Source organism: Flavobacterium galactosidilyticum, assembly GCF_020911945.1.
Lineage (GTDB): Bacteria > Bacteroidota > Bacteroidia > Flavobacteriales > Flavobacteriaceae > Flavobacterium > Flavobacterium galactosidilyticum.
This window is the reverse complement of sequence record NZ_CP087135.1, coordinates 3,497,145-3,516,984: the sequence shown is the minus strand read 5'-3', so window position 1 is coordinate 3,516,984 and position 19,840 is coordinate 3,497,145. Positions and strand designations below refer to the sequence as shown.

General features: G+C 32.0%; 20 protein-coding genes. 6 read left to right on the top strand and 14 right to left on the bottom strand.

Annotated elements, in window-relative coordinates:
• Positions 1-21 precede the first annotated feature (21 nt).
• The 3 genes from LNP27_RS15145 to LNP27_RS15135 all read left to right on the top strand — a co-directional run bounded on the left by LNP27_RS15145 (position 22) and on the right by LNP27_RS15135 (position 1,917).
• Entirely contained in the window at positions 22-714 is a 693-nt protein-coding gene (locus tag LNP27_RS15145; RefSeq protein WP_229942483.1) for a DEAD/DEAH box helicase, read from the top strand.
• A gap of 151 nt (positions 715-865) precedes the next feature.
• Positions 866-1,084, top strand: a complete 219-nt coding sequence (locus tag LNP27_RS15140) for a putative signal transducing protein (RefSeq protein ID WP_229942482.1) — start codon at positions 866-868, stop codon at positions 1,082-1,084.
• 29 nt (positions 1,085-1,113) lie between these two features.
• Positions 1,114-1,917: a Cof-type HAD-IIB family hydrolase gene (locus LNP27_RS15135; protein ID WP_229942481.1), complete on the top strand. Its 804-nt coding sequence runs from the start codon at positions 1,114-1,116 to the stop codon at positions 1,915-1,917.
• A gap of 166 nt (positions 1,918-2,083) precedes the next feature.
• Here the strand turns inward: LNP27_RS15135 and LNP27_RS15130 are convergent, their stop codons facing one another.
• Positions 2,084-4,117, bottom strand: a complete 2,034-nt coding sequence (locus LNP27_RS15130) for a S9 family peptidase (RefSeq protein WP_229942480.1) — start codon at positions 4,115-4,117, stop codon at positions 2,084-2,086.
• A 157-nt stretch (positions 4,118-4,274) separates the two neighbouring features.
• Here LNP27_RS15130 and mtaB point away from each other — a divergent pair, with 157 nt between their 5' ends.
• Entirely contained in the window at positions 4,275-5,603 is a 1,329-nt protein-coding gene (mtaB, locus tag LNP27_RS15125) for a tRNA (N(6)-L-threonylcarbamoyladenosine(37)-C(2))-methylthiotransferase MtaB (RefSeq protein ID WP_229942479.1), read from the top strand.
• Between the two features lie 148 nt (positions 5,604-5,751).
• Here the strand turns inward: mtaB and LNP27_RS15120 are convergent, their stop codons facing one another.
• The gene (locus LNP27_RS15120; RefSeq protein ID WP_229942478.1) at positions 5,752-6,468 is read right to left on the bottom strand and encodes a 3-ketoacyl-ACP reductase; all 717 of its coding nucleotides are present in this window, start codon (positions 6,466-6,468) and stop codon (positions 5,752-5,754) included.
• A 410-nt stretch (positions 6,469-6,878) separates the two neighbouring features.
• On the opposite strand from LNP27_RS15120, the gene LNP27_RS15115 reads away from it, so the two are divergent.
• Positions 6,879-7,745, top strand: coding sequence for a L,D-transpeptidase (locus tag LNP27_RS15115; protein ID WP_229942477.1), 867 nt, complete (start codon positions 6,879-6,881; stop codon positions 7,743-7,745).
• Between the two features lie 131 nt (positions 7,746-7,876).
• Here LNP27_RS15115 and LNP27_RS15110 read toward each other — a convergent pair whose 3' ends face one another.
• The 5 genes from LNP27_RS15110 to LNP27_RS15090 all read right to left on the bottom strand — a co-directional run bounded on the left by LNP27_RS15110 (position 7,877) and on the right by LNP27_RS15090 (position 11,099).
• Positions 7,877-8,155, bottom strand: a complete 279-nt coding sequence (locus LNP27_RS15110) for a DUF2805 domain-containing protein (protein WP_346432392.1) — start codon at positions 8,153-8,155, stop codon at positions 7,877-7,879.
• A 125-nt stretch (positions 8,156-8,280) separates the two neighbouring features.
• A complete protein-coding gene (locus LNP27_RS15105; RefSeq protein WP_229942475.1) occupies positions 8,281-9,099 on the bottom strand; it encodes a sterol desaturase family protein in 819 nt (272 codons plus the stop codon).
• A gap of 47 nt (positions 9,100-9,146) precedes the next feature.
• Positions 9,147-9,755 (bottom strand): alpha-ketoglutarate-dependent dioxygenase AlkB family protein, encoded by a 609-nt coding sequence (locus LNP27_RS15100; protein ID WP_229942474.1) that lies wholly within the window; start codon positions 9,753-9,755, stop codon positions 9,147-9,149.
• Positions 9,756-9,759: 4 nt separating this feature from the next.
• Positions 9,760-10,113: a DoxX family protein gene (locus tag LNP27_RS15095; RefSeq protein WP_229942473.1), complete on the bottom strand. Its 354-nt coding sequence runs from the start codon at positions 10,111-10,113 to the stop codon at positions 9,760-9,762.
• A 62-nt stretch (positions 10,114-10,175) separates the two neighbouring features.
• Positions 10,176-11,099 carry a DMT family transporter gene (locus LNP27_RS15090; RefSeq protein WP_229942472.1) on the bottom strand — a complete coding sequence of 308 codons (924 nt, stop codon included), beginning with the start codon at positions 11,097-11,099 and terminating at the stop codon, positions 10,176-10,178.
• Between the two features lie 182 nt (positions 11,100-11,281).
• Between LNP27_RS15090 and LNP27_RS15085 the strand changes: the two genes are divergently transcribed.
• Positions 11,282-13,390 carry a TonB-dependent receptor domain-containing protein gene (locus LNP27_RS15085; protein WP_229942471.1) on the top strand — a complete coding sequence of 703 codons (2,109 nt, stop codon included), beginning with the start codon at positions 11,282-11,284 and terminating at the stop codon, positions 13,388-13,390.
• Between the two features lie 124 nt (positions 13,391-13,514).
• Here the strand turns inward: LNP27_RS15085 and LNP27_RS15080 are convergent, their stop codons facing one another.
• The 7 genes from LNP27_RS15080 to LNP27_RS15045 all read right to left on the bottom strand — a co-directional run bounded on the left by LNP27_RS15080 (position 13,515) and on the right by LNP27_RS15045 (position 19,782).
• A complete protein-coding gene (locus tag LNP27_RS15080) occupies positions 13,515-14,681 on the bottom strand; it encodes a DUF1501 domain-containing protein (RefSeq protein ID WP_229942470.1) in 1,167 nt (388 codons plus the stop codon).
• A 17-nt stretch (positions 14,682-14,698) separates the two neighbouring features.
• A complete protein-coding gene (locus tag LNP27_RS15075) occupies positions 14,699-16,087 on the bottom strand; it encodes a DUF1800 domain-containing protein (protein WP_229942469.1) in 1,389 nt (462 codons plus the stop codon).
• Positions 16,088-16,673: 586 nt separating this feature from the next.
• Entirely contained in the window at positions 16,674-17,240 is a 567-nt protein-coding gene (locus LNP27_RS15070) for a hypothetical protein (protein ID WP_229942468.1), read from the bottom strand.
• A 458-nt stretch (positions 17,241-17,698) separates the two neighbouring features.
• Complete coding sequence (locus LNP27_RS15065; RefSeq protein ID WP_346432391.1) at positions 17,699-17,830, bottom strand: hypothetical protein; 132 nt, start codon at positions 17,828-17,830, stop codon at positions 17,699-17,701.
• Between the two features lie 102 nt (positions 17,831-17,932).
• Entirely contained in the window at positions 17,933-18,487 is a 555-nt protein-coding gene (locus LNP27_RS15060; protein WP_229942467.1) for an REP-associated tyrosine transposase, read from the bottom strand.
• Positions 18,488-18,900: 413 nt separating this feature from the next.
• Positions 18,901-19,299: a hypothetical protein gene (locus LNP27_RS15050; RefSeq protein ID WP_229942466.1), complete on the bottom strand. Its 399-nt coding sequence runs from the start codon at positions 19,297-19,299 to the stop codon at positions 18,901-18,903.
• A 102-nt stretch (positions 19,300-19,401) separates the two neighbouring features.
• Entirely contained in the window at positions 19,402-19,782 is a 381-nt protein-coding gene (locus LNP27_RS15045; protein ID WP_229942465.1) for a protein kinase family protein, read from the bottom strand.
• Positions 19,783-19,840 lie beyond the last annotated feature (58 nt).

Genomic DNA, 19,840 nt, shown 5'->3' with positions numbered 1-19,840 from the left:
TGAGCTTTAAGCTATAAAAAAATGAAATTAAAAAAAATAAACGAGAAGTTACAAGAAGGTCTAATTGAGAACGGTTTGACTGTAGCTAACGCACTACAGCAAGAAACTTTTTCGACAATAAAAAGTGGCGCAGATTGTCTTATTATTTCCGAAAGAGGAAGTGGAAAAACAACGACAATTGTATTGAATGTGATTCAGCAATTGGCTAAGGAAACCGAAGAATCTCCACGTGCTTTAATTATTGTTGAAGATAAAGCTAAGGTTTTAGAAATGGAAGCCCTTTTTGAAAAGTATGGTAAATATACGGATCTTCAAGTGTTTGGGGTGCATGATAAAGGCGACATGGAATATGATAAAAATTATATTTCTACTGGAGTCGATGTGTTAATTGGAACTGCAACTAAATTGAATGATATGTTTACTACGGCAGGTTTCAACGTCAATAGGTTAAAAATGTTTATTCTGGATGATGCCGATCCTATTTTGAAATTGCGTAATGAAACTAAAATTATGCGTATTTCAAATAGTATTAGTAAAACGCAACGCATTGTTTTTTCAGATGTGTTAACAGAACGAGTAGAAATATTAGTTGATAAAATGCTACTTGAACCTTTTGTATTCGAAATGGATGAGGAAGACGAAGATGAGGAAGAATTTGATGAAGAGGATAATAATGAAGAAGATGAGGACGATATAGAAGGAGAAGAAGAATAATACTCGCTCCGCAAATTAGGAAACTTTGCGGAGCTTATGGAAAAGTAATTTAATTTATAAGGTCATGAAACCTTTTTACGCTTCTTCAAAGCTAGATATTTAGAGGAGCTAAGTTTAGAAATTAATATTAATCAGTAAAATAAATAATATCATGGGATTAATGAAAGTATTTTCAGGAAGTGAAATTTTAGCTACAGCTTTACAACAAAAAATTGAAGCTGTTGGAATAGATGTAGTAGTAAAAAACAACATACAGTCAGCTCGATTGGGTGGTTTTGGAAATTCGGATTTAGCAGTTGAACTGTTCGTTCAAGAAACAGAGTTTGCTAAAGTAAATCCGGTTATCGAAGAATTTAGAATGAGTATCTAAACTCAAAATGTAATTGCTAAAAGAATTAGATGAAATATAGAATGTTGGTTCTGGACATGGATGATACCTTGTTGACTGATGACCATAAAATATCAGAAGAGAATAAGGAAATGTTATTTAAGGCCCAAGAATTAGGTGTTTATGTAGTTTTAGCTTCGGGTAGGCCTACATTAGCAATGACTACTTTTGCTAAAGAATTGAAATTAGATATTAATAATTCTTTTATGCTTTCTTTTAACGGAGCTGTTATTACGGATTTAAAAGAAGATAAAGTGTTGTTTGAACAAACCTTAACACAACAGCAAATTCATGAGTTGTACGATTACAGTTTAAAAAGTAAAACCCATATTATTACGTACGTAGATGGGAAAATTGTTAGCGAAACCGATTCGGAATATATTGAAATAGAAAAAAATATTACAGGCTTAGAGCATAATAAAGTTCGTAATTTCAAGGATGCAGTTACTTCATCTGCGGTAAAATGTATTTTATTGGAAGAACCAACATACCTTAGAAAGGTTGAAGCCGACTTAAAAGTGGCGATGCCTCATTTGAGTGTTTCTATGTCAAAACCTTTTTTCTTAGAAGTGGCTCAAAATGGAATTGATAAAGCAGCAAGTGTGAAATTCTTAGCCGAGAAACTGAATATTCTCCAAAGTGAAATCATTGCTGTTGGTAACGCTGGTAATGATTTATCGATGATTGAATATGCGGGACTAGGTGTTTGGGTTGACAACGTAGATCCAGAATTGAGAGATAGGGCAGATGTGATTGTTGCTTCAAATAATGATCATGGTGTGGCTGAGGTTGTGCGACGTTTTATCTTGAATTAAATTTTAACTAATAGTATTTTTCTTGTATAATTAATTCTTGCACAAATATTAAGAATGAGAAAGCTGGAATGAAATTTAATTTCCGAGTTTTTAAAATATAGAATTGATGGAATAGAAAATATCCGATATATAATAGTGGTGACACTATTATATATCGGATATTTTTTTAATTTATTTTAGGTACGTATGTTACTGTCCTAACATCGACGGTCATTTCTTTTAAGCGTTTGGCTACATTTTCTGGCATTTCTTTTTGATACCTGCCACCTAAAATTCCTGCTAGAAATTTTTCAGTTTCAGCAAACATTGCCATATTATTTACTGGTTTTGCAAAACCATGTCCTTCATCATCAGCTAAAATATAAGACACTTGTTTCCCTTTGTCTCTTAATGCAACTACAATTTGCTCGGCCTCTGCTTTTTTAACTCTTGGATCATTTGCTCCTTGAATAATTAGTAATGGTTTTACAATTTTGTCCGCACTAAAAATAGGACTTGCAGCATGGATCAATTTTTTTCCAACTTCTGTATTTGGATCGCCAACCATACCATATAAAAAGGCCCTACCAGATTCCCAGTAAGCAGGCACCGATTCTAATAAGGTAAATATATTACTTGGCCCTACGATATCCACACCGCATGCATAAAGGTCCGGTGTAAATGCAAGTCCAGCTAAAGTTGCATACCCGCCGTAGCTTCCACCCATAATAGCTATTTTATCATTATTTGATATGCCATTTGAGAGTAAATATTTCGCACCCCAAGTAATATCATCTTGCATTAGTTTTCCCCATTGTAAATCGCCTGCATTTAAGAACTTCTTACCATAACCACCACTAGCTCTAAAATTAGGCTGTAAAACAGCATATCCACGATTAGCCAAAAATTGAGCGATAGAATTGTATCCCCAATTATCTCGTGGTCCTTTAGGTCCGCCGTGTACTAAAATTACGGTTGGTAAATTCTTTCCGTCTTTACCTACGGGCAAGGTTAAATATCCTGTAATTTCTAAACCATCACTACTTTTATAATGTATGGGTTTCATAGGAGCTAAATATTTTTCCACTTTCTTTAGAGCAGGCCTAGGCACATATTGCAATACTAATGCTTTAGTCTCAGCATTAAAAAAATATACTTCTGCGGCATATTTATCTCCAGATACGGCAATTAAAAACTTGCTTTCGTCTTTAGTTTGGCTTTGAAAAGAAATTTCTCTACCAGGGAATTTAGACTTTAAGAATTTATAATTATTTTCCCATTTTTTGTTTTTCCATAGATATTCTGTTTTGTCATCAGTATAAGAAGTAGCTATCAATTCTCGGGTCAAATCACTAACACTCAAAGAACCAAAATCTACTCTGTTTTTTGGGTCACTCTCAATTTTTTTCATTTTTTGAGTATCCATATCCATTAAAAATAATGAAGAAAGGTCTAAATCACCTTTGTTAGTTACAAAATAGGCTTCTTTGTTATCTGGAGTCCAAGTGGCAACATATGCTTGTTCTGTTACTGGAGTTTCATAAATGGAAGTTAGTTTGTCACCTTCCTTTTTGAAGAAGGTTGTCGTTCCTTTCTCGTCAGTTTTAGAAAGGATTCTTAGATTATCGTCCCAGTCAAAAATATAACCTGTAACTCTATCTTTGTTTTCATATATTTTTGTGAGCTCTCCTGTAGAAATTTTAAGTTGGTATAAATCATGCCAAGCTTTATCTTTATCGTTTAAAGAAACCATCAATAAGTCTGGATTTTTTATACTAACCAAATCAATTTGTGCACTTATATCTTTTAAAGGAGTTATATTTCTGGATATAGGGACGCTGTTGGATACTGGTTTTGCCATAGGATCAACTGCAAAAACATTCCTATTTTCGTCTCCATTCTCGTCTTTTACATACAAAATGTATTTGCCGTCATAAGTCCAGAAATACCCTTGCATTGGACGTTTACTGTTAGTGAGTGGTCTTGCTTTTTCAAAAGGTTCATCAAATTTTTTGATCCAAATATTCATTATCCCATCATAAGCTTTCATAAATGAGATCCATTTTCCGTCTGGGCTTAATTGTCCACCGGAAATTTCAGGATTACCAAAAAATAATTCTCGATCTAAAATAGGAACAGTTTTTTGATTGGTGACAATTTGGGCATTCATATTGCTAATTGAAATTAGTAATATAACGAGGTAATAAATAGTTTTTTTCATATAATTTTTTTTTAAATGGATTAAAGTTCTAATCATTACTGTGAAAAAGTTATAAAATTTAAATTTTTTATTTCTTGGGTTTTCTTTGTAAATTTGCAAACCAAACTTACAACAATGTAAATTTAACAATAAATTATGTAAGTTCTTGATTGTCAATATGGAAAATAGAAAAAAAGTTGCTTTTTATACGCTTGGTTGTAAATTAAATTTTTCGGAAACATCGACAATTGCTCGTTCTATTGAAGATGAAGGTTTTGATCGGGTCGACTTTGAGGAAGTTGCTGATATGTATGTGATAAATACATGTTCCGTTACTGAAAATGCAGATAAACAATTTAAGCAGATTGTAAAAAAAGCAATGAAGTTAAATAACAAGGCTTTTATTGCGGCGGTAGGTTGTTATGCACAGCTAAAACCAGAAGAATTAGCTTCAGTTGATGGTGTCGATTTAGTTCTTGGGGCTACTGAAAAATTTAAAATCACTGATTATATTAATGATTTGTCCAAAAATGATATGGGCGAAGTACATTCTTGCGAGATTTCTGAGGCTGATTTTTATGTAGGAAGTTATTCCATTGGTGACAGAACGCGCGCTTTCCTGAAAGTGCAGGATGGTTGCGATTACAAATGTACCTATTGTACGATTCCGTTAGCAAGGGGGATTTCTAGAAGTGATGAACTGGAAAATGTATTGAAAAATGCATCGGAAATTTCGAAACAAAATATTAAAGAAATTGTTCTGACCGGAGTAAATATTGGTGATTACGGAAAAGGTGAATTTGGGAATAAAAAGCATGAGCATACTTTTCTGGAATTAGTTCAAGAATTAGATAAAGTAGAAGGAATTGAGCGTTTGCGAATTTCGTCTATAGAACCTAATTTATTGAAAAATGAAACGATAGAATTTGTTTCAAAAAGCAGAACTTTTGTACCCCATTTTCATATTCCTTTGCAATCAGGAAGTAATGCTATTTTAAAGTTGATGAAGCGTCGCTACCAGCGAGAAGTTTATACTGAAAGAGTTAATAAAATACGCGAAGTAATGCCACATGCTTGTATTGGTGTGGATGTGATTGTTGGTTTTCCTGGTGAAACTGATGAGCATTTCTTGGAGACTTATAATTTCCTAAACGAAATGGATATTTCCTATTTACATGTTTTTACGTATTCAGAACGTGACAATACAGAAGCTGCTGATATGAATGGAGTTGTTGCTGCTAATGTTCGTGCAAAGAGAAGTAAAATGATGCGTGGCTTATCCGTTAAAAAACGTCGTGCTTTTTATGAAAGTCAGTTAGGAACAAATAGAACAGTACTTTTTGAAAGTGAAAATAAAGAAGGGTATATTCATGGTTTTACGGAGAATTACGTAAAAGTAAAAACACCGTGGAATCCAGAATTAGTGAATACATTACACGACATTAATTTGACTAAAATTGACGAAGATGGAAGCGTTCGTATGGATTTTATTTCGGCTTTAGTTTAAAATAAATATTTAAAAAAATAAGTCATTTAGTTTTAAACCATTAAGAGAATAAGTTTAATTAAGCACAAAACTTAATTAAACTTATTCTCTTAATGTTTTTTTATTTTAAGTATTACCTTCTTTGTCTTATATCTTTAAAGACAATGACTTAAGGATTTGTAGACCAAATACTGCTGTTTTTTATGAAAACTCTTCGGTTTAATTTCAATTGAGCGATAATTAATTCTGCCATGTCTTCGGATTGCATCACTTTAGCAGGATTACCATCCGTAAGGTTTAATTCTTTCGCCATATTAGTAGCAACGGTACTTGGCGTTAAAGCGGTTACTCTAATGTTATGCTTACGAACTTCTTGCATCAACGAATCAGTTAAACCTAAAACAGCGAATTTTGAAGCACTGTAAGCACTCGTCAAAGCATTTCCAGCTAATCCTGCTGTTGAAGAAATATTGATGATATCGCCCGTTTGTCTTTCAATCATGTTAGGTAAAACAGCACGTGTTACATAATACGTTCCCATTAAATTTACCTTAATAATGTTTTCCCAAGCCACAGGTTCTAATTCTAAGAATTTTCCAAATGCTGCAACTCCAGCATTATTGACTAATATGTCAATTGTTTTAAATTCTCCTAAAGCTCTTTCAACTGCCGTATTTACTGAAGTAATATCAGCTACATCAGCAATTAAAGTCAAGGATTTTACTCCCAGAGCATTTACTTCTTTAGCTACTTCATCTAAATCAGATTGCGTTCTTGCCATTAAAATTACATTTACACCTTCTTTAGCTAATGCAATAGCGACTGCTTTTCCAATTCCTTTTCCGGCACCCGTAATAAGTGCATTTTTATTTTTTAAATCGTTCATTTTTTCTTTTTCTAATATGATTTACAAAGTTAAACCATTCCCTTTTTTTAACTGTTATTAAAAAGTAAAATATGATACTATTAACTTTTGATTATTATCATAAAAACTGATTATACTATGTAGAGTTTGGTTTACAAGTATGTTTGTTGACACTAAGTCAAGAACTCACAAAGGCATTGTCAACTTTGATTTATTAATAATCTAATGATTGTTTTTGGGGCTTTGTGTCTTCGTGGCAAATGCAATACAGACTTATTAAAATAGTGGTGTAATCCAAAAATACTAATTTTACTCATCTCATAATTTGATAAGAATACGGGTTAATTATATAACAGTAAGGTCAGTTAAATGGCTGAAGTTTGTAAAATAAAAGTTTATCGGAACTTAAAAATCAAAATAAATATTCCATTATGAAAAAAATAGCCCTGATTTTAAATATTAGTCTTGCATTATTATTTGTTGCTTGTAAGCAAGAAAATAAAACTGAGTCAACTGCTGAAAAAGTTGTTGTCAAAGAAAGGCATGAACCTAAAAAAACTTCTTATCATCTTGAAAGTGCCAAAGACTGGCTCTCAAAAAATGCTACTGATAGTACTAAATTCCACATTGCCTACGCCGTAAATAGGACGGATGCTGCGAATTTTAAAAAAATGGATTCTGTAGTTATTCCAGATGATTTAACTGGTGACATTGAATTTTATTTGCCATTCCCGCTAACCGTTTCGGCACTGAAAGATATTAATAAAATCGTCTTTTTTTCTTACCCCACACAAACATTTGCGGCTTATGAAAAAGGAGAATTAGTTTATACAGGGCCTACTAATATGGGAAGAGAAAAAGATAAAACTCCTACAGGTCTCTTTTTTACAAATTGGAAAGCAGAGGAAACAACGAGTACTTTTGATGATGAATGGGAATTACGTTGGAACTTTAATATCGAAAATAAATTAGGTGTAGGATGGCACCAATATACTTTGCCAGGTTATCCCGCTTCCCATTCATGTTTGAGACTTCAAGAAAAAGATGCTCGTAAATTATATGATTTCGCAGACCAATGGGAATTGTCTAATCCAGAAACGGTTAAAGTAAAAGGAACACCAGTAATTGTTTTTGGTAGTTATGATTTCAAAGCTCCTAAACCATGGTTAGAATTAGCTAAAAATCCTAAAGCATTAACTATTTCCGAAACTGAAATTGAAAATGTAACGAAGCCTTTTCTAGAAAATATTTTGAAAGAACAGAAAATTAGACAAGATTTTCAAAAAGTAGCCAATTAGCATTATTATAGTCTTAATAAAAAAAAAATCAATCTGTGAATCGTAATTTCATAGATTGGATTTTTTCGTTTACTAAATTCAGTTTTATTATCAATTAAAAAAAAAGCTCCTGAAGTACAGGAGCTTTAAAACTAATCAAGTTTATTTTTTATATAGTATTTACCATCCAAATCTTCGTCAAAATCATCAATTTTAACTGGTTTCGGTTTTGGTTTATTTGCTACGGCTTTCTTTTTCCACATTTCAAATTTTTCTGCTGGCATCTTCTTTTTCATGATTTCCAGAATCTCTTTTTCGGCCAGACCAAATTCCTTTTTAATTATTTCAAAAGGATTTTTTTCTTCTAAAGCCATTGTAACAAGTTTTTCTGTTTGCTCCCAGTTTAATTCTTTTCGGTTACTCTTTTTCATCACGTGAAAATTAATTCAAATAAGTTGTTAATGATTAATAAATTACATTTCTAATTTGTACCAATATTAAGAAAAAAAAATTACGTTTTGACAAAAAATATTTTTTTTTATATTTTTTGCTTCTTTTATTTTATTGGTGGTTTTTGAAAGGGTATTTTTAATAAAATTTTTAAGTTGTTGTGTTCTTTTGGATCGGGATAAGTATCAATTCCGTACTTGATTTCCGCCCTTGGAAGTGTCTTATATGTTCTAAATAAACGATCCCAAACTGAAAATATATTTCCGTAATTACTGTCCGTGTATGGAAGAACGTGATGATGATGTACTTTATGCATGTCTGGTGATACGATAAAATAACTCAAAACAGTATCTAATTTTTTAGGCAATGAAATGTTAGCGTGATTGAATTGTGTAGCAATGACGGATAGTGTTTGATACAAGAATACCATCCACATGGGACTTCCCACTACTAAGACTCCTAGAGTTGTAAAAGCAAACCGAATAACACTTTCACCCGGATGATGTCTATTTGCAGAAGTAGTATCTACCCAAGTATCCGTATGATGAATGATATGAAAACGCCATAATATTTTTACTTTATGCTCTACTAAATGAACTAAATAAGCGCCAATTAAATCCAACAATAGCAATCCAATAAGTGCATAAAGCCAAATAGACATTTCGGGTAGCCATTGTAAAACGCCAAAATCGTTAGCAATGGTCCAATTGGCAGTTTTTAATAAAATGAAAGCCAAGAAAAAATTAACTACAATAGTAGTAGCAGTCAAGAAAATATTGATGCTGGCGTGACGCCATTTTTTATAACTGAAGTTAAAAAGCGGAAATGCATTTTCAATCAACCAAAATAATGTAATTCCGCCCACAAGGATTAAACTTCTGTGTGAAGATGGAATGGTAGAAAAATAGGAAATGATTTCGTTCATAATTAAAAAAAGTTACTTTCAAATATAACACAATTTCAGTACGTAAATTACTTTATCAATCGGAATGTGAGGTTTATTCGGGAGCCAATAGGTTTGGCAGTTTTTGGAATTTGATGTTTCCAGAAATGTTGAGTTGTTCCTTTCATCAATAATAAACTTCCATGTTGTAAAACGATATTTTGTTTCTGTCCTATATCAGAATTATGTTTTAGCTGAAAAACTCGTTCAGCACCAAAACTTACTGAAGCTATTATCGGATTCAATCCTAATTCTTTTTCGTTATCAGCATGCCAACCGTTACTGTCTTTTCCATCTCGATAGTAATTCAGTAGAACAGTGCTGAAATGTGTTTCGGCGACCTTCTCAACTTCTGATTTTATCTTTTGCAAAAGCAAATTCCAAGGATGGGGTTGCATTTTTATATTGGAATAGGAATAGGATTTTCCTTCATTTCCATACAAAGCAGTCAATCTAGGTTGCGGGTGAATTTTTCCAAATACTCTAATCTCATCTTGTTGCCACAGTATGTCTTTCACTAATTCAGTATACATTAAATCAGCTGCTGGCTTATCATAAAATTCAGGATAATAAATAATTTCAGCATCTGGCAACCCTAGAAATAGTGGTTCGGATGCAAAGTCAAATAAGGAATTCATTCGATTAAGTATATTGGTAAGCCCAAAAAATTAAAAGTAATTGCAAAGGTATTCGCAAAAGTAAAACCCATTTGGGTAGACCCATACTCGCTTTTTGATTGGTAAACATATAAATATTTGCAGGAAAAACAGCTATCAATAAAGCGATTACTCCCCAGGCAGCATAATTCGAAATAATTGGAATACATAATCCAATTCCCAAAAGTATTTCTGCCAAACCGCTTATTATATTCAGTAATTTTGGATTTGGAAAAGAAGGTGGAATGATTTTTATGTAAAGTCGTGGATTCCTAAAATGGTTTATTCCTGCAACGAAATAAATAAAAGCCATTACATATAAATGCCAAGGTAAATTCATAATAAGAGTGTTTGTTACGAATTTATAAAAAATCAATGAGTTTATTTATGTTTTTTAAGGTTTTAATGGCCAGGTGTTTCAGCCTTTTTTTTTAAATTAACATTCATAATGATAATGGCCAGAATGATTAAAGCGATACCAAACCACTGTAATGGATCTACTTTTTCATTTAGCAATGTATAAGCCATCATAACCGAAACAGGAAGTTCCAGTGCAGAAACTATACTTCCTAATCCAATTCCTGTAAGTGGAAAACCAGCATTCAATAACATTGGTGGAATTATGGTTCCAAAAAGTGCCATGATAATTCCCCATTTTGCGAAGATTTCAAAGTTGAATGGAGTAACTTGTGTGAATATAGCAAATGTAAATACAATCACAGCACCTCCAAGAATCATATACAAGCTTCGTTGTGTAGGCGAAATAGCAGTTGCAACACGATTTGCAGTAAACATAGTTGTTGTAAAGGAAGCAGCAGCTAGTAAGCCAAACAAAATCCCTAACGGCCAATTATTATTGGAATCATTAAAGTCGATTTTGAAGATGTTTATTGCTAATGCTGTACCAATTAAAACAATTAATACCGAAATTATTTTTTGAAATGAAGGTGCTTTCTTATCTAAAAACCACTCTAGTAAAACACCTATCCATACGGTTTGCATCAACAATACAATTCCTATAGAAACAGGAATGTATTTCACGGCTAGATAGTAGAAAATACTTGTCATTCCTAATGAAGTTCCAGCTAGCATCAACTGAAAAATATTTTTTTTTGATGCTTTTGGAGTTTTGTTTTTGTTTTTAACCTTCTGAATTAAATTCAAAATTAGAATTCCTATAATTCCATATATAAATTGAGAAGTCGTAACCTCTGCAGTAGTATAACCATCGCCGTATGCTATTTTCACAAAAGTGGCCAACATTCCGTAGCTAGTTGCGCCTAATGCTACTAGAAAAACTCCTTTTAATACGTTATTCTTTGTCATTTTTTAAATTTTAAAAAGCGGGCAAAGATAGGCTTTAGTTCCTACTTATGAGTTATAAACAGTGGTTAAAGTGAGGAATCAATATTGATACATCAATAAATAGAACTATATCAGAAAATTAGTCCTATTTTTAGTAACGTTTTGTATATTAATGAGACTTAATAGGTATTATAAAAAGGATCATGAAAAACAAACACTTACTGGCATTTCTATTTTTAGGTTTAGTCTCTACACTTACAGCGCAAGAAACAGAAAAAAAAGCGGTCGAATTAAACGAAGTTTCTATTGTAAAAGTGAAGAAAGCAGTAGAGCAAAAAGCAGATAGAACCATATTTGATTTTGCCAGTCAGCCGAGTTTAAATTCTGGATCTGTCTTAGATGGAATTAAAAAATTACCCGGACTCATTGCTTCAGATGTGGCTGGAATGATGTATCAAGGCAAGCAATTAGATGTTTATTTAGATGGAAGACCTCTAAATATTACAACTAATGAACTGAATGCTTTTCTTGAAGGAATGCCGGCAAACGCCATTGAGAAAATTGAAATCATTACGCAACCTGGTGCAGAATTTCCTGCAACTTCTGGTGGAGCTATTATGAATATCATTACGAATGTTAACGCCAAAAAATATTTAAGCGCAACCTACACTAATAGCACTAATATTACTAGTTACGATCATTTGAGATGGCGCGTAAACAATAGTTTGTTGTTGAGTGCTAAAAATAAATATTTTGGTTGGCAACTGAATCTTGGACAAAGTTATTACGAAAGTGCTTTGTGGACCACGGTTACTAAAAACGTAAACAATGTTAATTCGTTAGTTTCTGCTACGAATGCAGATCGCATTGGAAGAACAAATTTCATAAAATCAGGAGTGACTTTTGATATTGGAAAAGATCGATTATTGCTTAATTATGATTTAAATTACAGTAACAATAGTAGCAATACTAAAGGGAATGGCCCAGGATTCAGTACTGATGATGACTCTTACACGGATGCTTTACGTCAGGATTTTGTGGTTACTTACCAAAAAAAGTTTGAGGACAGAGCTAAAAAATTAGAATTTAAAGTTAATTATAATGACAATAAAAATGATTTCGTATTGGATTCAAGAACTACCAATACTACTGTTTTAGATAATAAGTCAGACCAACAATTATTGAATGCAAAAATTGATTATTCTCAGCCAATAAATTTTTCTGATGAAGGAAAATTAAGTTTTGGAGGTTTGTATGAAGGATTATTTTTTGAAACGCAGAGTGAGAATGTTGTCAATTTAGATTATCAACGAAAAACAGCGGCAGCTTATGCTGAATTTCAAACTAAATTTGATAAGTTCAATTTTATTGTTGGCGGTAGAGCCGAAGATTATAACATTAAGGGTAAAACGAACACAGAAGAATTAATTCCATTTAAGCAGTTTCGTTTTTTTCCAAATGCAAGCGCGCAATATAATTTTAGTAATTCCATTTATTTTAATGCTAATTACAACAAAAAGATTAGTTTACCGAGCACTTCAGCTTTAAATCCGAATAATACCAATTATCAAAATCCAAATGTAGATTACTCTGGAAATCCAAACTTGCAACCTACTATTTTTGATAATTACGAAGTGAAATTAAGCGCTTTTGATTATGCTTTTATAGGATATAATGTAAGTTCAGCCCAAAATCAGGTAGTAAATAGAGTGTTGCTGACAAATGATGTTGTTGTCAATACAAGTGTCAATGTGCCACAAATAAAAGTTCATAATTTTAATGTGGGATTGCCTATTCCGTATATGCTATTTACGGAAGGACTTAAAGAAACAATGAAAATGAATGTCAATCCAGATACGATGAACTTCTTATATGTTTACACAGCGTATCAATACCACCAAATTCCAGATATTAATACTAATGGTTTCTGGATGTTTAATTTGATGTCACAAACCGTGCTGCCAAAAGGAATTAAATTTGTAGCCAACTTTAATTATATGTTTCCAAAAGGGAATTATTTTTATTTTATTGTTGAGAAGCCAATGAGAAATAATGTAGACTTGACTTTTTCTAAAAAGTTTTTCAAAGATCAAGTTTCAGTTTCCGTAAGTGCTAATGATATCTTCAATTCTAATCGTACTGTAGTGAGTTCGTACAATACCCCGTTGCTATTATCTAATAAAAATGACTCACGCCGATTTGGTTTTAGTATTAATTATAAAATCCCAACTAAAAATAAATTGGCTAAAGAAGATCCAAATTTATTAAATAAAGAAAAGAAAGAAGATGGCGAAGGAAATTTGAATCAGTAATTTTTTATTCAAGATTTTTTATTCAAGATTTTTGATTTCTGATGTGGGAATATCGATAAAGAAACAATTTATGTTCAACCCCTAAATCTGCAATCAAAAATTGTTACTATGCAATCAAAAATCTTTAAAAAAGTCCTTGCAACGCTTTATTCTGAATTCCTATTTTAGTGTAATCAAAGTCTAGTTTCTTTTGTAATAAACTAGCATATACACTTCTGAAATCAGTTTCGTATTTTAAATCACCTTGATCTAAATCGGAAAGATTGGGGTTGTTACCGATGATTTTTCCGCGGTTGTTTCCTCCAATAATAAACATTGGTGCTGCGGTTCCATGATCTGTACCTTTACCATTGTCTTTTACGCGACGACCAAATTCAGAAAACACAACGATTGTCACATTTTGCATTAATGAAGCTTTTTTTAAATCTGTATAAAAACTAAATAGAGCATCATTCAATTCGGTTAATTTGTTATTTTGAACAGCTAATTGATTATCATGCGTATCAAATCCATTTAGCGAAGTATAATATACTTTTGAATTCAAATTCCCTTTGATTAAGCGAGAAATCCACGCTAGATTTGTAGCCAAACCCGTTTTAGGATAACTGATTTCAGCAGTCGATTTAGCCAATGCTTTCTGGATTTCATCTGAACCTTCTGTAACTGAATTGGCAATTTTTCGAACAAAATCTAACTGAGGATTATCGGATAAGGTACCTGCTTCTTCTTTCTGATTTTTAGTTTTAAAAACGTTTGGGTTTTTTACAGTAATAGAATTCGGTTCCAATCCTTTTAAGGATAAATTATCGATACTGTCTAAGTTTATTCCGGCGGTAGGTTGGTGGTCTTTGCATTGCAAATCTAGATAGCGTCCTAACCAACCTTCATTAATATATTTATTGGAATCTGAAGCGGTTTGCCAAATTTCCTGACTGCGAAAATGAGAACGATTTGGTTCTGGATAACCCACATTTTGTATAACCGATAAATCACCATTTTGCTGCATTTCTGCAAAGCCTTTTAATGCAGGATGGAAAGCCATTCCTTTATTTTTCCCAATAACAGCGTCTTTAGACAATGCGATTTGCGGTCGTAAGGCATAATACAAAGGATTATCGAAAGGAACAAAGGTATTCAGTCCATCGTTTCCGCCATTTAATTGCACAAAAACGACACATTGATCACCAATAACTACGTTTTGTTGTGAACCAAAAGCATGCAGAAAATCAGGTAAAAGCATTGCGCCTCCAGTAAATGTACCAGTAAGTGTCAAAAAGTTTCTTCTATTCATTTTGTGGGGTTTTAAATTTAAATCAACTGATATTCTGGCATTTTTACCATGGCATTAAACAATCGTAAAACAACCTGATTAGCATTTTCTGCTTTTGGATTAAAATCGTATTTTATAATCGTTTCAAAGTCTTTTTGCGAAACAGCATCTGCCTCACAGAGCAATCTATCTTTTAGTTCAGCTATAATTTTCTTGTTGTTTCCATTATTATCCCAATCGATTGTAGCGCCTTTTTTGTTAAATGATTTGCCAGTCATTTCTTCGTTTGGTTTCAAATTTTTTCTATTTAAACCGCGTCCGCTACACAGCAAATCAGCCATGTTATTTCGTTGTAAATATACTTGTGACGTCAGCCACGAATTTCCTCCAACCCATCCTTTTACATTGGGTTGGTTGAACAAATCCATTCCTTGTTCTTTTATAAAAAAAGCAACCGCTTTGGAATTAGAATTGTCAATGTGTAGTTCAGACATTAATTGTAAAATGTATTCTAGCGGATTTTTTATCTTAGAACCTGCATTATTTTTGCTGTATTCTTCTTTAAAAATTTTTGTTAATAACGGTTTGATTTCAAAATTCATCTCTCGGAAATAATCACCGTAATATCTAACCAATTCATCTTTTGGCGTATCGTAAATAAACCATCCCAGAATTTTTCGTGTAAGGAGGTAAGGGATTTCTTTTTGTTCGAAAATAATATCGACCAAATCATCACACTTGAAATTTCCAGTTTTTCCAAAGTAGGTTTTCGAATCATTATCTTCAAGAGCTCTGCGGTATTGCGCTCCATCTTGTCCAATTCCTAAACCAGCTAAAGCTTTGGCTCCATTTTTAATATCATTTTCAGTATAATTGCCAATACCTAGTGTGAATAATTCTAATAACTCACGGCTTAAATTTTCGTTATTTTTTCCTCTTTTATTATCTGTATTATCAAGATATCGTACCATGGCATTACTCTTGAGTATTTTCTTGGTCAATTCCTTAAAATTGCCAAAAGCATTTTCTTCTATTATTTGATGGTGCTGGTAGATGTAATAATTGACTTTTACTTTTTGAAAAGTAGCAACGAAATGATTGTGCCAAAAACAAGTCATCTTTTCGCGAAGAGGGAATTCATCCGTTCTCATTTTATCAATCCACCATGCTTTCATGTCTTGTGAAACCTTGGCTTCAGTAATTCGTAATTGCTTTCTGGCTTCGGTATTATTTTCTTTGTATTGCATGCGGATTTGCTTGAAATCTTCAATAGTTTTTGGACTATCTTCAAGAAAATCTGGGTTCTTTGTTTGTGGTTTGGATTCAAAAGACCTTTCAAGGAATTTTTTCAAACCTAAGTCTGAAATCGCTTGCGCTTCCTTACTAGAAAAACCAAGACGTAATGACCAAAGTATATTATTATCCATATTTTTAAGGTTGGATTAATGTCGAAAATCAATTAAAGTAGTCGCTCAGTACGCCAATCAACGTAATAAAATTAGCATTTACTATATCGCTTATGATTTAAAGTGTGAGTAGGACTTGTTTCTTTTCAAAAGGTTTAATGAATTAAGTATCAATTAGAAAATCCTGCAAAATGGCTTAAGCAGGATTTTAATAAATTAACCTTTTGAATCGCAATAGATTATTTTTCTTTTCTTAACTTTTAGAAATTTATTATCGGAATCAAATTCTTTGTTTTCAAGCTGCGCTATCTTTTCGGCAATCAATTGATCTAGATGTCAAAGATTGACAAACCGATGATTATTTTATGCTGTCTAAAGCTTTGTAAAAGCAAGTTAGACCAAAAGCTTTTGATGACTTTATTTGATTACTAAATTATGAAAAAAAAAGCAACAAACTATAAGTGAATGAACAACCCGTTTATTTTTAGCTATGTCAATGGGTTAGGAAAGTCAAAAGTAAATAGTTGTAATAAAGATGGAATTTCATTCTAAATCATAATACCTACTTTGATGTTTTACGGCGATGAGAAAAAATAAAAGAAGAGTTTTAATTTAAAATTTTAAAATCAAAGGCTAATTTTCTAGTTTGAATTAAGGTCCGCCAATCAACGAAAAACAAACAAAATAACATTACAAAACCCAATGTAAAACTAGCGATTGACTCCCAAGAAAAAATATTATCAATAATATCTTGTTGGTTTTCTACGGCAAATTTGCCTAAGTGCAGAGCTATAGAATCACTGGTGAATTTTCCAATTAAAAAAGGAATAATAATATAAATAGGTTTTATTTTTGAAATACCGGCACCTAAAAAAAGTGGTGTGGTAGGAAGCGGTAATAAAGAATAAGCCAGGACTACTAAAACGCCTTTCCACTTATTTTCATTCATCTTATCACCTAGAAATTTAATATCATCATTTTTAGATGATTTTAGATATTTGTTAGCCAATAATGGAGCATATAATAAAAGAATATATCTACCTAAAACGGAACCTAGGACTCCAATAACTATTACAGCCCAAACATTCAAATCAAAAAGAATTTGAAGAAATACCATTATCGTAAAAGCTGGTGCAAATGGAAAGGGTACTATGTCAAATAATACTGCACCCAAGAAAACTAAAAGATAATGCCACCACATATTTTTGGTTTTTTTTTATTGTGAAGTTAAAGCAGAATGTTGTGCTAACTGTTTGCAACTGCACTTGAACCGCAAAACTACAATTAAATTTGTTGAGATATTGAATTAGTTTTAGAGCGAAAAAGTTCTGATAGTTGCGATTTATTTTAGGTATGAGCGGGACGGTCGTGCTCCATTTCTTTAAGTTAAGGTTTTCTGATAGTACCTCTTTCTGATTTTTAAGCACTACGGGTTTTATTCTTTTTTAAATTTAACCTGATAGCTCTTATTTACACAATCGTTAGCGCAGTTTTGGAAACTGTGCCTATTTCAATAGGCAACTAAAATAAATCTAATAAAACCATTTCTAATTCATTTTCTAATTCCGATAGCTCTTATTTACAGGCAATCGTTAGCGCAGTTTTGCAAACTGTGCCCATTTCAATAGGCAACTAAAGTAGATCTAATAAAACCACTTCTAATTCATTTTCTAATGCAGCATAGTTTCTTGCAGAACTGAAATAAAAATCTTCTGGCATCGTTACGATTTTTTCATTTACAGGATTGTTGTGTATGTAATCCATTTTTTGTTTTATAAATTTATTGCTGTAAATATGTTCCGATAGCTCTTATTTACAGGCAATCGTTAGCGCAGTTTTGCAAACTGTGCCGATTTCAACAGGCAACTAAAATAAATCTAATAAAACCACTTCTAATTCATTTTCTAATGCAGCATAGTTTCTTGCAGAACTGAAATAATAATCTTCCGGCATCGTTACAATTTTTTCATTTACAGGATTGTTGTGTATATAATCCATTTTTTGTTTTATAAATTTATTGCTGTAAATATGTTCCGCATGATAGCCGTTTTGCCAAACTTTGTACTGTTGTTCTTGTTTTAAATGTTGACACGCTTTTTTAAAATAATCCAACATCCATTCTCTTCTGCTTTCCGGTTCTTCTATAATAGTTTGAATAATTTTTTTAGAGGTATATTTTTTAAAATCACGCATAATATTGGATAATATAAAACCGTTTGTTGCTTTGCAGAGCAAGTGAATGTGGCTGTGCATAATACAATATCCATAGATTTCTAAGCCCTTTTGAACTTGACAATAGTGGAGTGCTTGGATAATGATTTGTTTTTGATTTAATCGTGTAAAGACATCTACCCAACCCACTGTAGTTATAGTAATAAAATAAGCGTCTTCGGTTGTTGTGGCTTTATACTTTGTAGACATTTTTTGTGTTATTTGTATTGTTGGCTCACTATTGTTTGCTCATTATTGTGGGCACAGTTTGCAAAACTGCGCTAACGATTGTAGGATATCGGCGCGGTCGGGACATTATTGTTTGCTCATTATTGTTGGCATAGTTTGCAAAACTGCTCTAACAATTGTAGGATATCGGCGCGGTCGGGTTTAATCGTGTAAAAACATCTACCCAACCCACTGTAGTTATAGTGATGAAATAAGCGTCTTCGGTTGTTGTGGCTTTATACTTTGCAGACATTTTTTGTGTTATTTGTATTATTGGCTCACTATTGTTTGCTCATTATTGTGGGCACAGTTTGCAAAACTGCGCTAACGATTGTAGGATATCGGCGCGGTCGGGAGAACGTTTTTAAGTATTATACTGACAAGTATTAAAAAAATTACAATTGGTCATACTTTGAAATTGTAAAAAGATAGGAACTACCATCTTTAAATGACATGTACAATTCTTGATGACTTCCGTCTTTGGGAATTGTATAAGAGGCCACTTCACCATCATCATCATAAAAACTATACATAAGACCAAGATATGTCATTTTTTTATGGATACAATTAAATCTCAACATAATATCTTCACGTAATTTTTTAGAATTAATCCTTATAGTTCCTGATAGGTCATTTGAAGTAATAAAAATATTGAATGGGATATTGATATTAGAATAAGTTGTTTTTCCTGTGATTGTATACGATACTACTTTTTTATTAACAATTACTTTTTCTCCATAAAAAGCTTTTACACGAAGATGGTCATCTTCTACAGGTGATTGGGAATATATCATTGTAATATTCATTATTAAGAATAAGATTAAAATATTTTTTTTCATATAGATTTCAAATTTTTTATAATTATAATTTATCAAATTTACACTTTTGATCTTTATCTATTTGTTGTGCAAGTGAATTAGGTAAGTTTGATTATCAATTATATCAATAATTTTTAAATAAACAAATTCTGGATGTTCGATATTTCTCATTAAAATAACCTCATAATAATTAGTTTTATACTGGGTAGCTAAAATTTCTTCGTTTTTCGAATCAATATATGTTTCTTTTTTTCCAGTTTTTATAGCATTTTTAAAATTGAATGTATTACATTTTAAACTAAGTTTATTATTACTATAATCTAAGTAAATATTATCTTTTACATCTTTTCCTTGTCCATCAACGATTAAAGTGAATGTATTAAAATATTTCGTTTGACCTTTTGAATAAATACTAGATAATAATAGAAGGGTTATAAATATATTTTTCAAATTTTTCATAATAATTTATTTTGTCATTCATTTCTCCCAAGTTGCGGTTAACTAGCCAGTAACTCGT